Genomic DNA, 15,662 nt, shown 5'->3' on the forward strand with positions numbered 1-15,662 from the left:
ATTTAAGCATGTAATTCATTAACTGTTACCTTGGTTGCAGCAACTACAGAATAAGGAAGTGCTAAGATAATACCAAGTACAGGTACTAAAAGTAAAAATAAAAAGAATAAGCCATTACCTATAGCTAGAGCTTTATGCTTTTTAACAAATTGAATACTTTCTTTATAACCAAAATGGCGTTCCAGGGTATAATCCATACTACCAAACCCAGCATAATAAGCTTGAATTAAAAATAACAGAATTGTAGATAGAATGTTGATTCCAGGAATTAACTTTAAAAGCAAAATAGGAATCGTTATCAACAATTCCATAAATAAGTTTCTAGTATTTAAACGAATTCCTCTCCAAAGTTGCTGTTGAAAAGTTGAATTGGTATGTGAATGTCTTTCACCTATTAAATGGGCTTCTATTTTTTCTGAAACCGGACTCATAAAAGGCGCGCTCAATGCCATAATTATATGCTTATAGAGGATTAATCCTATTGCAATAATAATTATACCAATTAGTATTATTTCAATACTTCGCAACCAATTTGGAGGATTCCAACCTGGAAACAAACTAGTAATATGATCTGTTATGTTATCAGAAAATCCATAAGCTAAGCTAAAAATTGATACTGCAACAACGATACTTATTAAGATAGGGATCAAAAAATATTTCCAAAGGTTAAGCTTCGATATCAACCTATAAGCGTCAAAATATGCACTCAGGCTTTTTAGAATATTATTGATCATACAAAATTTGACTAGAGTCTTAACAAAAAGTTACGACTACGGGTTATATTCCTTCACGGCATCAATAAATGCTTTTGCATTATCTAATGGAACATCTGGTAAAATACCATGACCTAAATTGACTATATATTTATCTTTACCGAAATCATTAATCATTTGGGTCACCATTTTCTTAATTTCTGAAGGTGGAGAATACAAACGTGTAGGATCAAAATTACCTTGTAACGTAATGTTATTTCCAGTTAAATATCGAGCATTACGAGCAGTGATTGTCCAATCAACACCTAGAGCAGAAGCATTCGATTTTGCCATTTCTTGCAAAGCAAACCAGCACCCTTTTCCAAAAGCAATAACTGGTGCTTCATCTTTTAGTGCTTCTATGATTTGGTTTATATATTGCCAAGAAAACTCTTGATAATCGGTTGGTGAAAGCATCCCCCCCCAAGAATCAAAAACTTGAACCGCATTTACACCTGCCTTTACTTTCTTTTTTAAATAAGCTATGGTTGTATCTGTAATCTTTTGTAACAATTGATGCGCAGCTATAGGATTGGTAAAACAAAATTTCTTTGCTTTATCAAAATTTTTACTTCCTTGACCTTGAACACAATAACATAAAATTGTCCATGGTGAACCTGCAAAACCAATTAAAGGAATCTCATCATTCAACTTTTCCTTTGTAGCTTTAATTGCGTCCATTACATAACCCAATGTTTCATCAATATCTGGTACAATTACATTATCCACTGCCTTTTGATCCCGTACTGGATTAGGTAGATAAGGTCCGAAGTTGGGTTTCATTTCTACCTCAATATTCATAGCTTGAGGGATAACCAAAATATCACAGAATAAAATTGCGGCATCCATTCCATATCTGCGAATTGGCTGTATTGTAATTTCTGATGCCAATTCTGGAGTGCGGCAACGTGTAAAGAAGTCGTACTTCTCACGTATTTCCATGAATTCAGGTAAATAGCGCCCCGCTTGACGCATCATCCAAACTGGTGGTCTCTCAACAGTTTCTCCTTTTAGAGCCCTTAAAAATAAATCGTTTTTTATCATATCTTACATATTAGCAACGGCTTCCATTGCTTTATCAATTGCTTTTGATGTTTTTTCAATATCCTTGTCGCTTAAAGCGGATGATAGAAACCATGCTTCAAATTGCGATGGTGGTAAGAAAATGCCATTTCTAATCATTTCCCAAAAGAAGGTTGCGAATTTTTTAGTATCTGATTGTTGAGCTTCTTCAAAATTAGTTACTTCATTATTAGCAAAGAAAGGATTGATCATAGATCCGAAACGGTTTACAACAACATCAACATTGTGCTTTTTTGCTTTTTCTTTAAGGATCACTTCAAGGATACTCGCTAACTCATCGAATCGTTCATAAGGGTTTTGCTTTTTTAACTCACCTAATGTAGCTATTCCTCCTGCCATTGCAATTGGATTACCACTTAACGTTCCAGCCTGATACATTCCTCCTAATGGTGCTACCTGTTCCATGATTTCATTTCGAGCTCCGTAAGCACCTACTGGAAATCCTCCACCAATTACTTTGCCTAAACATGTAATATCAGCCTCGACACTCAATAGTTCCTGTGCTCCGCCGAATTTTGATCTAAAGCCTGTCATTACCTCATCAGCGATTAACACCGCTCCGTTTTTATGAGCTAGATCTTTTAACTCTTGTAAAAATCCATCTTTTGGAACTACAACACCCATATTTCCACCTACAGGCTCAATGATAATTCCAGCAATATCTTTATGTTTTTTAAAGTGTTTTTTTACACTTTCAATGTCATTATAATTAGCGATCAAGGTATTCTTTACTGCACCATCTGGTACACCTTTGCTTCCTGGCAAACTCAACGTGGCAAGACCTGAACCTGCGGCTACTAATAAAGCGTCCTGATGCCCATGATAACATCCTGAAAACTTAATAATCTTGTCTTTCCCTGTGTAAGCACGAGCCAAACGAATAGCACTTAATACGGCTTCGGTGCCCGAATTCACAAAACGAACTTTATCCATTTCTGGGAAAGCATCACATACAATCTTAGCTAGTTTTATTTCATTCTCAGTGGAAGCTCCAAAAGAATAGCCATTTTCTAAAGCTTTAGTAATTGCTTTTTGTACGTTTTTATGACGATGACCTAAGATCATAGGGCCATAAGACAATACATAATCTACATATTCATTACCATCAACATCTACTATTTTACTACCCTTAGCTTTTTTAATAAATAGCGGATTACCACCTACTGAAGCAAATGCTCTTACAGGAGAATTTACTGCTCCTACTAAGTTTACTAATCCTTTGTTATATAATTTTTGTGATTTCTTAAAGTTCATTCAAATTCCTTTTATTTATATAAAGGCTCTATCGCATGCCAAAATTCATTTGTACCTTTTTTAACAAGTTTCTTAAGCTTCGAATTATATGGTCCTTCAACTTCTGAGATGCAATATTCTAAATAATCCCATTTAATATCTTCATAAAGCTTTATTCTAATTTCACTTTTACTAATTCTTAACCAATTAAATTTTTCTGTAATTTCAACTTTCTTAGAATCATTAAGTAAATCATAATAATAGGAATATCCTATTCCATTTTTCTTGAACTCAAGACTATGGCCAGCTATCATATTGAAACCACCACTGTCAATTTTCCCAGAATTCCAAAGTCCTACTAGTTCATCTTTAGTGAAAATTAGATCTATATAATTTAATATTTTTTTCACATCATCAAAACCCTATTATTGCTTATTTAATAATCTTGCGGCTTCCTTGGCAAAATAAGTTATAATAATATCTGCTCCTGCCCTTTTCATAGATAGTAAGCTCTCCATCATTACTTTTTCTCCATCAATCCACCCTTTCTCGGCTGAAGCTTTTACCATTGCGTACTCGCCACTTACATTGTAACAAGCAATTGGTCTGTCAAAATTATTTTTTAAATCTCTTATAATATCTAAATACGACAATGCAGGTTTTACCATTAAAATATCTGCGTCTTCATCATCATCAAAGGTAGCTTCTCGTAGCGCTTCGTCTCTATTGGATGGATCCATTTGGTATGTTCTTCTATCACCAAAAGTTGGTGCAGAATCTGCAGCATCTCTAAATGGTCCATAAAATGCAGAAGCATATTTTACCGAATACCCCATAATTGGCAGATTTGGAAACCCTGAATTATCTAAACTTTCACGAATCATAGCGATAGTTCCGTCCATCATACCCGACGGCGCCACCATATCAACACCTGCTTTGGCATGAGAAATAACCTGCTTTGCGATATTTACCAAGGTAGCATCATTATCAACATCATTATTATGAATAATTCCGCAATGTCCATGAGAAGTATATTCGCAAAAACAAACATCAGTAATTACATATAAACTAGGGTAATTCTTTTTGATAAAACGGATTGCTTGTTGCATAATTCCGTTATCATTCCATGTTTCTGTACCTTCTTCGTCTTTATTTGTTGGAATTCCAAATAATAACACAGCAGGTATATTCAACTCTACAACTTCATCTAATTCTTTTGAAATTCTATCTAAAGAATAGCGTTTAATGCCAGGCATAGATTCAATTTCTGTCTCTATATTATCTCCTTCTTCAATAAACAAAGGATAGATAAAATCGTCAACAGATAATTTGGTTTCACGAACCAATCGACGAATATTTTCAGTTTTACGAAGTCTTCTTGTCCTATACATAATGAAGATTTACAAGTTCAATAACACTTTCTACTGTTGGAATTTTAGCAACTTCTACATTTTTAAAATGCTTTCTTGCCTCTTTGGCAGTACTTTCACCAATACAAAATGCAGTTTTATCTGAAGTATTTTGCTGCATATAACTCTCTACAGTTGATGGGCTATAAAACAACACGCCACCAACATTTTCTTCAACATTATTTGGGCTATACATTGTTTTATAAGCTTCAACTTCATTTACAGTAATACCATTCTCAGTTAAAACTTTTGGTAGCGTGTCTAGGCGTAGATCACTACAAAAATAAGTTACTTCTTGTCCTTTGATTTCTTTAGTTAAATATTCAGCAAGTTTCTGAGCATTTTTTTCTGAATGCTTTACCTTACCAATTTGCTTTTCAATTAGTTTTTTTGTTCTTCTACCTACGCAATAAATATTTTTAAATTGTAATTCTACAGCAGAAAAATTACTTAGTAAAGATGCTACTCCATTTTTACTGGTGATGATTACATTTTCTATTTCGTTTTTTATAATCTTTGGACCTAATCTATTAAATCGGATATTGATAAAATCACTACTTTCCACAGCAATATCATTATGAAATAATTTCTCTTGAGCTTCTGATAATTTTTTAGTCGAAAAAACTGTTGTCTTTTTAGGCAACAAACCTTCGTCTTCTAACATAATGCGTTTACCTCCTCTTTCAATGATTTCACCTGCACAATATTTAGCAATAGTTCTCCAGTCTCTAAACTTTGTTTTTTTAGTAGTCTCTATTTTTTTTCTACCATCTTTACTTAACAGAACGCCTTTAAAATGGACTTCGTTTGGAGCATCTTCAATTTCTTTAATGTAAGCCAATGCTCCTATTGGAGCAGTACAGCCTCCTTCTAAAACGTTTAAAAACTCTCGTTCTATTGTTGTACAAATTTCGGAATCTTCATCATTTAACTTTGCAGAAGCTTCTTTAGCAAATTCATTTTCATCTAGACTGCAAATCATTATTGCTCCTTGAGCTGGTGCTGGTACCATCCAATTAAGTTGAACAGAATTCTCAGGTTTTTTGTTGATTCGTTCTAATCCAACGGAAGCGAAAATAGCGCCATTCCAATCATTATTAGAAATCTTTTCTAAGCGCGTATTTACATTACCACGAAGATCTATAACTGTATGTGTAGGATATCTATTTAACCATTGTGCTTTTCTACGTAGACTACCAGTGGCAATTAAAGCTTCTTTTTGGGCTAAAAACTCTTCATTATTATTAAAAACCAATAAATCGTTATTATTCCCACGTTTTAAAACCGCAGTTTGTACAATACCTTTCGGTAAAACCGTCGGTACATCTTTTAATGAATGAACAGCTATATCTATTTCGTCATTCAATAGAGCGATATCTAGGTTTTTAGTAAAAATACCTGTGATACCAAGCTCATATAAAGGTTTATCAAGTACTAAATCTCCAGTTGCTTTAATAGGAACTAATTCTGTAGTATATCCTAAATATTCTAGTTGTTGTTGAACAGTCGTTGCCTGCCAAAGTGCTAACTCACTGTCGCGAGTTCCGATTCTTATTGTGGTACTCATTAGTTGGTTTCTTCTAGTTGAAAAACTTTAGAAATCAATTCTATGCTTTCACCAGATGAGCTGTCGTCTTTTAAGTGATTAGCGAAGTGTTTCGTTATTTTTTGTATAATTCTATCAGACAAAACCTGTGCTTGTAGCTCGTTAAAATCATTCTGTTTTTTTCGCTGATAATCAATTTCTTGAGATTGAATTTCTTTCAATTTCGATTTTAGAGCTTTTATTGTAGGAGCAAATTTGCGTGTCTCTAACCACGCAATAAATTCTTTTTCTACCTCATCAATAATGCTTTGAGCTTTTGGAACTTGACGCTTTCTCTTTTCTAAAGTTTCGTCTGTAATTTGTGAAAAATGATCAAGATGTATTGACTGTACATTTTGTAGTTCAGCTACATCATTAGAAACGTTTTTAGGTATAGATAGGTCTAAAATCAACAAATTTTTGTCCTTATCTATTTGCTCCTTAGTAATGGTAGGTTTTTCAGCGCCAGTCGCCACAATTAGAATATCAGCATTATTTATTTCTGATGTTAATTGCTCAAAATCCTTCACAATTAGATTAAACTTGCCAGCTATTCTTTCGGCCTTATTCTTAGTGCGATTAATTAAAGTTATCTGATTGTTATGAGTATGCTTGATAAGATTTTCACAAGTATTCCTACCTATCTTTCCTGTTCCAAATAGTAAGATATTCTTATTAGAGATGTCAGGAACATTGTTTAGAATATATTGTACCGATGCAAAAGAAACAGAAGTAGCCCCAGTAGATATATTAGTTTCGTTCTTAATCCGTTTGCTTGCCTGTATTACTGCATTTACCAATCGTTCTAAAAAAGGGTTTATCAAATTATATTGTTGCGATAATTTAAAACCTTTTTTTAATTGGCTAATTATTTCGAAATCTCCTAAAATTTGACTGTCTAAACCCGTACCTACTTTAAATAAATGACTAATAGCTTCGTTGTTCTTATGAACATACGCGACCTGCTGAAATTCTTCAACAGTACCAACTGTGTTTTCACAAAGTAATTGAATTAACTGAAAAGGGTGTTCAGCAAAACCATAAATCTCTGTTCTATTGCATGTAGAAATAACAATTAATTCTTCTAAATCAGTATCGTTGCCTTGTTGTAGCACCTTCTCTTTTACTTCGGCACTAACAGAAAATTTACCTCTTATTTCAGCATTCGCCTTTTTATAACTTAAACCAATACAATAAAATGTAGTATGCTTCGAAATGTTATAACGCTTCATGTAGTTCTAAATTCGTGAACAAAAATAGCAGTAGCACTATTAAAAAAACAACGCTACAGGTTTTTTTTATAACGTTGTAAGTTTTTTAGATAAGCATTATACCAAAAAGTTACAAAAAACTGTATTTTTGCCACAGAATAAGGGTTTTAAATATAATTTATTTAGACCTATTCTAAATAGTGAAAATGAAATCAAACTCAAACAACATTAATAAAAGTATCGCTGAAGGTTCTATTGAAGAGTTTCAATTAGAGGATGGATTTTTTATACTCAAATTGCAAAATGACACTAAGGAATCACAACAGGTTGTGCGTGAAATAGATAGCAGCTTTATCCAATTTCACTATTGTTTAAAAGGTGCTTCTAAATTTCTTTTTAATGAAGGTAATTATGCCTTTGATGTTAATACCGAATATTCATTGTTATTATACAACCCTCAACGTGACCTTCCTTTAAATTTGGAGTTACAACCGAACTCTTGGGTGGTTTCTATATTGATCTCTATAAAAAAATTTCATGCTCTCTTTTCTTTAGAGGCAGATTATATACACTTTTTAAGTGATGATAATAAGGATAAAAAATATTATGATAATAAAGCTATTTCACCAACAATGTCTGTGGTTTTGAATCAGATATTAAGTAATAATCTTCATCATTCAATAAAAAAATTATATCTAAAAGGAAAAGCATATGAGCTTTTAAGTCTCTACTTTAATAGAAATGAAGATGCTGATATTGAACAATGTCCATTTTTGGTAGATGAGCAAAATGTATTAAAGATTAGACAAGCTAAAGACATAGTAATTAATAGAATGTCAGAGCCACCAGGGTTACAAGAGTTGGCTAATGAGGTTGGTTTAACTCTTAAAAAATTAAAAGAAGGCTTTAAGCAAATTTATGGTGACTCGGTATATAGTTTTTTATTCGATTACAAAATGGAATACGCACGTAAATTACTTGAATCAAACAAACTAAACGTAAACGAAGTTGGGCATAAAATAGGCTATAGTACTTCAAGTCATTTTATAGCTGCTTTTAAGAAGAAATATGGCACCACTCCTAAACGTTACATTAGCGCTTTGCAAAATAGTTAAATGAAACAATTAAGACACCAAGACATAAAAAACCATCAGCGACAATTTCCTATAACCATTGTTTGCGATGCTATAAGAACCCCAGAAAATATTGGGATGTGCTTTCGAGTTGCAGAAAGTTTTGGTGCCCAAAAAATATATCTGCACGAAAATTCACCATCTATAGATAATAGAATAGTTAAACGGACTGCTAGAAATACGCTGGACAGAATCTCTTACACGGAGTATTCCGATTTCGAAAACTTAGTCAACCAGTTAAAAAAAGAAGGAAACACCGTTCTAGGTATTGAAGTAACAGATCAAAGTATTAATCTAAAAGATTTTGATTTTACTCAATATCAAAAAATAGTATTGCTACTAGGCAGTGAACGAAACGGGATAGAAAACATAAATCTTATAGATAAAAGTATAGTCATACCAATGTATGGCAGAAATTCTTCTATGAATGTAGTTCATAGCTTAGCTATTACTTTGTATGAAGTAACAAATCAATTAACAGAAATAAAAAGTTTAATTTAAATAATTCCCATTTTCATGGGAAATAAATATGAAAAAAGGAGTATTATTAGTCAATCTTGGGTCGCCAGACAGCACAGAAATTAAAGACGTACGTAAATATTTAGATGAATTTTTAATGGATGAGCGCGTAATCGATATCCCTTATTGGAAACGTTTTTTACTTATAAAAGGCATCATCTTAAGAACACGGCCAAAAAAAACATCTGAAGCTTATCAAAAAATTTGGTGGAAAGAAGGTTCCCCATTAGTGGTTATATCAGAACGCTTTACAAAAAAAGTAGCCGAAAAGCTTCATATACCTGTAGCCTTGGGTATGCGCTACGGCTCCATGAGTATTAAAAAAGGAATACAACAATTGAAAGATCAAGGTGTTGAAGAAATTTTATTACTTCCATTATATCCTCATTATGCTATGAGCTCTTATGAAACAGTAGTTGAGAAAGCTAAAGAAATTAATCGATCTGATTTTCCTACAATTAAAATGGATATTTTTCCCGTTTTCTATAATAATGCAGCATATATCAAGGCAATTAGTACAACTATAAAAAAGAATCTCAAAGGTTATGATTATGATCATATACTATTTTCTTACCATGGTATACCAGAAAGACATATTTATAAGTCTGATACTACAAAATCCCATTGTAAAATAGATGGTACTTGTTGCGACACTCCATCAAATGCGCATAGAACTTGTTATAGACATCAATGTTTTGAAACAACTAAAGTCATCGTAGAAGAACTTGATTTAAAAGAAGGGACATATAGCAATTCATTTCAATCTCGCTTGTTAAAAGACCCATGGTTAAAGCCTTATACTGATTTTGAATTTGAACGATTGCCAAAGGAAGAAGGGAAAAAGAAAATTGCAGTTATTGATCCGTCTTTTGTGGCTGATTGTTTAGAAACCTTAGAAGAGATTGCCATGGAAGGGAAACATCAATTTATGGAAGCTGGCGGCGAAACTTTTAAATACATACCATGTGTTAATGAAGATGAGAAATGGATAAATACCGTTACCCAGTGGATTGAAGAATGGTCTGAAAAAAGCGTATTGATTTAGTTTATTCTTACTTTTATAATATAAGTTAATTGTAAAGAGCTTGGATCAATAATCTCATTCTTTTCTTGATCTAAGTTTAAGAGTTGGCTATTTGCCAAGATATAAACGTGGTTATTATATATGGCCAACGTTGTAGGTATATCCATTGCCCCATGATTAACTACTAACTCTTGACCTTCTTTAATTTCATCTTCATTTTTACTTAATAAAAATCGATATAAACCATGTTTGGCTTTATCTCTTCCTCCATTTCTAATTGCATATAAATTTCCTCGATAATATTTAATGCCATCGATTCCTATTTTAGTAGATTCCTTATGTCGAGCATTTAATATTTTTTTAGTTTCAATATCTACTATTCGAATTCCATGAGTATAAGAATCGATAAATAGTTTAGACTGGTCATCTGAAATAGCTATACCATTTGGGTATTGAATCTGCTCATCCGTCATAAAAACATTGATCGTATTTGTCTTGGCATTATAAAAGTAAACCTTATGAGAATCAGTATCCGTCATATAAGCACTACCGTCATTATTGACAGCTAAATCGTTAAAATAAGATGTTACATTGCTTGGCAATAAAAAGCACTCCGCATTGTAACTATCAGAATCGTCTAAATCTTTAATTACCAAGATTGATCTTTTTTCTCTATTAAAACTTCCCAAGGCATACAATTTATTTTTAAAAATTTCCATGCCAACCCCAGTGGAATAACCACAGAAATCCTTAGGTAAAAAAGTAACACCGTTCTTTCCATTATTATCTGATCGTGTGATAGTATTAAGATGAATACTACTAATATAAATGGAGCCGGTATTAGGATCTATAGCAATACCTTCAGGAATTGTATTCTTTGGAATATCTAATTCTAAAACTTCAATTGGCTTATCATTTTGACAACTTAAAGCCATAAAGAATAAAACTGTAATTGCTAAAACCTTAAAATGTCTCATTATAGTTTTTAAAAGTTAATTTACATTTTTTATTCCCGAAACATGAGAAGTAATGGCTTTCCAAGCACCACCCTTCTTAATCAAGATATTGCTAGATTGATAAATAGTTTTAACCGTATCATTCAATATGTGACCAGTTCCAGAAACTACAGCTGTGCCATTATCATAGATATCTAAGCGTTTGATCTCAAATCGAAATGAGTCATAACTTGGTTTGTTATTTTTTATCCAATTAAGTTCGTCTGCTTTTGTTGACCAATCTCCATTTGCTCGCACCATTTGAAAATCATCATTTAAGATTCGGTCTAGTAAAATAGTGTCTTGCTCACGATACGCTTTTGGCCATTCTACTTCTTTTAGATATGTAAGCTTACTCTTATCATCATCATTGACAATAGGTTTATTGTCATGTTTAGCATTAGTACATGAAAAAACTAAAAAAAGTGCAAAGAAAAAAAGCGTTGATTTTATAACAGGTCTCATAATTAATGATTTAAATAGCTAATTAATAAATAATTACTAAAATGTTATGTTACAAAACTGTTAATCTGCTATTTTTGCGAGTAATAAAATTTAATCCGTTTGGACTTTCTCAACCTTAAAGCACTTCATATTATTTTTGTCATTACATGGTTTGCAGGTCTATTTTATATTGTTAGGCTATTTATTTATCATACTGAAGCCGAAGAAAAATCAGAGCCAGATAAAAGTATTTTACAGAAACAATATAAATTAATGAGTAAACGCTTGTGGTTTATTATCACTTGGCCATCAGCAATATTAGCAAGTATATTTGCTTTTTGGATGTTGTATCAAAATCCAACTTATTTAGAAATGCCTTGGATGCATGTAAAACTTGGATTTGTAGTATTGCTATATCTCTACCATTTATTTTGTCATAAAATATATGCTGAGCTTCAAAAAGACATTGTAAAACACACTTCAAACAAATTAAGAATTTGGAATGAAGTTGCGACAATTATACTTTTTTCAATTGTTTTTCTAGTAACACTTAAAAATGCTGTTAACTGGATTTATGGGGTTGTTGGTCTAATAGTATTTTCTATTCTATTAATGTTAGGTATTAAACTATACAAAAAACTTCGAGCAAAGAAAAACTGGGAAAAAGGCAACTAATTTGGTTTGCATCTTAATGAAATTTCATCGAACTTCGCTTATGAGTCGCTAAGATGAACTAAAACTCACATTAGCCTAGTGTTAGCAATAATTTGGCTAGAATTTTCAAACATCAACTAATTATCACCCAAAAACCTACTAAATGAAAGAATTTAAGATTACGTTTTTATCAATTTTGTTCATAGGCTTAACACTGTCGTGTACTGATAAAAGTCAAACTGACGAAAACCAAGAAAATGTTTTATGGAATTTGGAAGAAGAATATATAAAGGCACATAAAGACGCTGATCATTCAAAAATCTTATCAATGTGGGACGAAAATTTTCTAGGATGGCCAAGTCGTTTAGAGAACTCTGCAAAAAAGGATTTAGGTTCGGATTATTTGGAAAAATACTTTTCGAAACCAATGCAAGCAGACACAAAATTCCGAATTGAAAAACAAGGAATTCATATTGAAAATAATGTTGCAATTCTTCATTATCGTCTTTTTCTTTTTAAAAGTAGTACGAGATTGACACACACATGGATAAAAAGAGGTGAAAAATGGTACATCCTGGGAGGAATGGATTGGAATGAATAAATCAAATGAAAAAATTATTATTAACAACGTGTATAATTAATTGCTCGGGTTAGTGTTTCTCGGAAAAACCTTCGGATTTTCCTAAGGTTCGATTTCCTTTGCTAAATAAGTTGCACAAGATTCGCAACTATCCATACACAAACTGATAGGCGCAACTAAAATTAAGCCTTCAAACTATTTTCGAAAGGTATCCTATTTAAAATACTACGCCCGAGTGTAATCTCATCGGCATATTCAAGTTCATCACCTACAGCTATACCACGCGCAATTGTAGATACTTTTATATTATACTTTTCTATTTGGCGATAAATGTAGAAGTTTGTAGTATCGCCTTCCATAGTAGAACTCAGCGCAAATATAATCTCCTTAACTGAGCCACTTGATACTTTATCTACCAATGATTCTATTGTTAAATTTTGAGGACCAATTCCTTCTATTGGTGAGATCTTTCCGCCAAGCACATGGTACATCCCTCTGAATTGTGCTGTGCTTTCTATCGCCATTACATCGCGTATGTCTTCTACTACACAAATTAATTCCTCATTTCTGTTCTTATTAGCACAGATTTCGCATAAATCAACATCAGAAATATTATGGCAATTTTTGCAGAGTTTTATATCATTTCTAAATTGCTCTAGCGCTTTAGTTAAATAACTCGTTTGTTCTTTAGGTTGTTTTAATAAATGTAAGACCAAACGCAACGCCGTGCGTTTACCAATACCTGGTAATTGTGATACTTCGTTTACAGCATTTTCAAGCAATTTTGAAGAAAAATCCATGAGGCGAATTTACAATTTTGAGAGAGATAAAAGAACAAACTATTAAGATAAATCGATGTTGTTAGTAATTTCTGTATTTGTCTTTTTCTTTGTTTTAAATTCTTTCATCTAAAAACTTATATTCGTATATCTTAAATTGTAATTTGTAAATGCAACCAATACATATTTTACTACTTATTGCAGCCTATTTTGGCGTTCTTATTCTTATCTCATTTATTACTGGAAAGTCTGCAACCAATGATACTTTTTTTAAAGCAAATAATAAATCTCCTTGGTATATTGTTGCTTTTGGTATGATAGGCGCTTCGCTTTCTGGTGTTACTTTTATTTCTGTGCCAGGCTGGGTAGAAGCACAATCTTTTTCATATTTCCAAATGGTATTAGGCTATATAATTGGCTATGCAATTATTGGCTTGGTATTGCTACCACTATATTACCGTTTAAACCTCACCTCTATTTATACCTATTTAGAAGATCGATTCGGACATTATTCATATAAAACCGGAGCATCGTTTTTCTTAATTTCAAGAGTAGTAGGTGCTTCTTTTCGATTGTTTTTAGTTGCTAATGTTTTACAATTGATCTTATTTGATAGCTATGGCATCCCGTTTTGGGTTACAGTAATTGTTACTATTTTATTGATTTGGCTCTATACATTTCGTGGTGGAATTAAAACCATTGTCTGGACAGACACGCTGCAAACGTTATTTATGCTCATTGCTGTAGGTGTATGTATTTATCAAATTTCTGATCAATTACAAATCGAAAACTTATTTAGCTATGTAGCGGATAGCCAGCTCTCAAAAACTTTTTTCTTTAACGATATAAAAGCAGGAAACTATTTCTGGAAACAATTCTTTGCTGGAGCTTTCATAGCAGTGGTAATGACTGGTTTAGACCAAGATATGATGCAGAAAAACCTTACCTGTAGAAACTTAAAAGATGCACAAAAGAATATGTTTTGGTTTACAATTGTTTTAGTAATTGTTAACTTTTTCTTTTTGGCTTTAGGAATCTTACTCACTGATTATGCAACAGCTAATGAACTAAATGCTCATAAAGATGAGTTATTCCCGATTGTTGCGATGCAAGGAGAATTAGGCATTGCAGTTTCACTATTCTTTTTGCTTGGTTTAATAGCTGCGGCTTATTCTAGTGCCGATAGTGCATTGACATCACTAACTACTTCGTTTAGCATTGATATTTTAGAGATTGATAAAAAGAATACACCTCTAGAACAGGAAAAAATTAGAAAAAGAGCACATATACTTTTCTCTTTTATTTTAATAGCTACGATTCTTATTTTTAAATATTTTATAGCTAATGAAAGTGTTATCTCAAAAATATTCCAATTTGCAGGATATACATACGGACCACTATTAGGTTTATATGCCTTTGGTTTGTTCACTAAATTAAACGTAAGAGATAAGGCAGTTCCGTTTATTGCTATTATCGCACCGATCTTAACTTATTTGATTAACTATTTAACGATAGAAAATTTCGGATTTGATTTTGGATTTTTCGTTTTGATTCTCAATGGATTTTTAACCTTTATAGGATTATTAATCTTTAAGAAAAAGTAACTTTGTGTTATGGAAAATGACTTAAGTAATCATCGCCAATCGTATGAAAAGGATGCTCTACTTGAAAAGAACACTCCTGAGAATCCTATTGAATTATTTAGAGATTGGTTTTTAGTTGCTGATAATTCTGAATTGATTTCTGAAGCCAATGCTATGAATATAGCTACAATAGGTTTAGATGGTTTTCCAAAAAACAGAATCGTTTTACTAAAGAAATTTACTTATGAAGGATTTATTTTTTACACCAATTACAATTCAGAAAAAGGAGAAGCTATTGCTCAAAACAACAATATTTGTTTATCATTTTTTTGGCATGGCTTAGAACGTCAGATCATCATAAAGGGCATAGCAGAAAAATTAGCTCAAAATTTATCAGATGGCTATTTTGAATCACGTCCAGATGGTAGTAAACTAGGCGCTTGGGCATCCAATCAAAGTGCAGTGGTATCTTCTAGAGAAGAATTAGACAGCAGTTTAAAAGCATATGAGAAGCGTTTCCACGAAAGTGAAATACCACGCCCAAAACATTGGGGAGGTTATTTAGTAAAACCTATTTCAATTGAATTTTGGCAAGGCCGCCCTAACAGAATGCATGATAGAATTCGATATACTTTACTAGAAAATTTTGATTGGAAAAAAGAACGTCTAGCACCATGA

At 32.4% G+C, this 15,662-nt stretch carries 17 protein-coding genes; 7 read left to right on the top strand and 10 right to left on the bottom strand.

Annotated features, from left to right (window positions below; genetic code table 11):
* Positions 1-2: 2 nt before the first annotated feature.
* Genes AC1EUV_RS00280 through hemA form a run of 7 tightly spaced genes read right to left on the bottom strand, consistent with a single transcriptional unit; the run spans position 3 to position 7,294 of the window.
* Positions 3-734, bottom strand: a complete 732-nt coding sequence (locus tag AC1EUV_RS00280) for an EI24 domain-containing protein (RefSeq protein ID WP_480196653.1) — start codon at positions 732-734, stop codon at positions 3-5.
* Positions 735-770: 36 nt separating this feature from the next.
* Positions 771-1,796 carry a uroporphyrinogen decarboxylase gene (gene hemE, locus AC1EUV_RS00285; protein WP_480196654.1) on the bottom strand — a complete coding sequence of 342 codons (1,026 nt, stop codon included), beginning with the start codon at positions 1,794-1,796 and terminating at the stop codon, positions 771-773.
* Positions 1,797-1,799: 3 nt separating this feature from the next.
* Positions 1,800-3,089, bottom strand: a complete 1,290-nt coding sequence (gene hemL, locus AC1EUV_RS00290) for a glutamate-1-semialdehyde 2,1-aminomutase (RefSeq protein WP_480196655.1) — start codon at positions 3,087-3,089, stop codon at positions 1,800-1,802.
* Between the two features lie 11 nt (positions 3,090-3,100).
* The gene (locus AC1EUV_RS00295; RefSeq protein WP_480196656.1) at positions 3,101-3,478 is read right to left on the bottom strand and encodes a hypothetical protein; all 378 of its coding nucleotides are present in this window, start codon (positions 3,476-3,478) and stop codon (positions 3,101-3,103) included.
* 15 nt (positions 3,479-3,493) lie between these two features.
* Positions 3,494-4,459, bottom strand: a complete 966-nt coding sequence (hemB, locus tag AC1EUV_RS00300; protein ID WP_480196657.1) for a porphobilinogen synthase — start codon at positions 4,457-4,459, stop codon at positions 3,494-3,496.
* Positions 4,452-6,044, bottom strand: coding sequence for a hydroxymethylbilane synthase (hemC, locus tag AC1EUV_RS00305; RefSeq protein WP_480196658.1), 1,593 nt, complete (start codon positions 6,042-6,044; stop codon positions 4,452-4,454). The genes hemB and hemC overlap by 8 nt, the downstream gene beginning before the upstream one ends.
* On the bottom strand, positions 6,044-7,294 hold the full coding sequence (gene hemA / locus AC1EUV_RS00310) for a glutamyl-tRNA reductase (protein ID WP_480196659.1): 1,251 nt from the start codon (positions 7,292-7,294) through the stop codon (positions 6,044-6,046). Before hemA ends, hemC begins: the two co-directional genes overlap by 1 nt.
* Before the next feature lie 185 nt (positions 7,295-7,479).
* Between hemA and AC1EUV_RS00315 the strand changes: the two genes are divergently transcribed.
* Genes AC1EUV_RS00315 through hemH form a run of 3 tightly spaced genes read left to right on the top strand, consistent with a single transcriptional unit; the run spans position 7,480 to position 9,970 of the window.
* Positions 7,480-8,388: a helix-turn-helix domain-containing protein gene (locus AC1EUV_RS00315; protein WP_480196660.1), complete on the top strand. Its 909-nt coding sequence runs from the start codon at positions 7,480-7,482 to the stop codon at positions 8,386-8,388.
* Positions 8,389-8,907 carry a TrmH family RNA methyltransferase gene (locus tag AC1EUV_RS00320; RefSeq protein WP_480196661.1) on the top strand — a complete coding sequence of 173 codons (519 nt, stop codon included), beginning with the start codon at positions 8,389-8,391 and terminating at the stop codon, positions 8,905-8,907. It begins immediately after the preceding gene.
* Between the two features lie 28 nt (positions 8,908-8,935).
* A complete protein-coding gene (hemH, locus tag AC1EUV_RS00325) occupies positions 8,936-9,970 on the top strand; it encodes a ferrochelatase (RefSeq protein WP_480196662.1) in 1,035 nt (344 codons plus the stop codon).
* Here the strand turns inward: hemH and AC1EUV_RS00330 are convergent.
* A complete protein-coding gene (locus tag AC1EUV_RS00330) occupies positions 9,967-10,926 on the bottom strand; it encodes an SMP-30/gluconolactonase/LRE family protein (protein ID WP_480196663.1) in 960 nt (319 codons plus the stop codon). The genes hemH and AC1EUV_RS00330 overlap by 4 nt on opposite strands.
* Before the next feature lie 15 nt (positions 10,927-10,941).
* Positions 10,942-11,409, bottom strand: a complete 468-nt coding sequence (locus AC1EUV_RS00335) for a nuclear transport factor 2 family protein (protein WP_480196664.1) — start codon at positions 11,407-11,409, stop codon at positions 10,942-10,944.
* Positions 11,410-11,508: 99 nt separating this feature from the next.
* Here AC1EUV_RS00335 and AC1EUV_RS00340 point away from each other — a divergent pair, with 99 nt between their 5' ends.
* Together AC1EUV_RS00340 and AC1EUV_RS00345 are read left to right on the top strand one after the other, a co-directional pair.
* On the top strand, positions 11,509-12,063 hold the full coding sequence (locus tag AC1EUV_RS00340) for a CopD family protein (protein WP_480196665.1): 555 nt from the start codon (positions 11,509-11,511) through the stop codon (positions 12,061-12,063).
* A gap of 142 nt (positions 12,064-12,205) precedes the next feature.
* Complete coding sequence (locus AC1EUV_RS00345) at positions 12,206-12,643, top strand: nuclear transport factor 2 family protein (protein ID WP_480196666.1); 438 nt, start codon at positions 12,206-12,208, stop codon at positions 12,641-12,643.
* 161 nt (positions 12,644-12,804) lie between these two features.
* Here the strand turns inward: AC1EUV_RS00345 and recR are convergent, their stop codons facing one another.
* On the bottom strand, positions 12,805-13,422 hold the full coding sequence (gene recR, locus AC1EUV_RS00350) for a recombination mediator RecR (RefSeq protein WP_480196667.1): 618 nt from the start codon (positions 13,420-13,422) through the stop codon (positions 12,805-12,807).
* Positions 13,423-13,571: 149 nt separating this feature from the next.
* Here recR and AC1EUV_RS00355 point away from each other — a divergent pair, with 149 nt between their 5' ends.
* Positions 13,572-15,005 (top strand): sodium:solute symporter, encoded by a 1,434-nt coding sequence (locus tag AC1EUV_RS00355; RefSeq protein WP_480196668.1) that lies wholly within the window; start codon positions 13,572-13,574, stop codon positions 15,003-15,005.
* A gap of 9 nt (positions 15,006-15,014) precedes the next feature.
* Positions 15,015-15,662 (top strand): pyridoxamine 5'-phosphate oxidase, encoded by a 648-nt coding sequence (gene pdxH, locus AC1EUV_RS00360; RefSeq protein ID WP_480196669.1) that lies wholly within the window; start codon positions 15,015-15,017, stop codon positions 15,660-15,662.

The organism is Maritimimonas sp. 2304DJ26-3, from assembly GCF_056591635.1.